Annotated in this window: 1 pseudogene; it reads left to right on the top strand. The window is 75.0% G+C overall.

What is annotated here, in order from left to right:
• Positions 1-32: 32 nt before the first annotated feature.
• Positions 33-272 (top strand): annotated as a pseudogene (locus C6N31_RS42950) (ArnT family glycosyltransferase); the annotation flags it as partial.

Raw genomic sequence — 272 nt, 5'->3', positions numbered from 1 at the left:
CCGCCACGGGCGACGAGGGTGGCTGGACCAAGATGGTTCGCGCGCCCCTGGCCTCGCAGACCGGCTGGCTGTATCCGGCAGCGGCCCTGACGCTGGGCTGCGGCCTGGTGTGGCTGCGGCGCCGGCCGCGCAGCGACCCCGAGCGGGCCGCCCTGCTCCTCTGGGGTGGCTGGCTGACGACGTTCCTCGCCGTCTTCAGCGCGGGGACGGTCGCGGGGCACACGTACTACATGGGTGTCGTGGCGGCCCCGCTCGCGGCCTTGACGGGGATC

It is taken from the genome of Streptomyces fildesensis (assembly GCF_016107395.1).
Lineage (GTDB): Bacteria > Actinomycetota > Actinomycetes > Streptomycetales > Streptomycetaceae > Actinacidiphila > Actinacidiphila fildesensis.
This window is presented reverse-complemented; position numbering and strand designations above follow the sequence as displayed.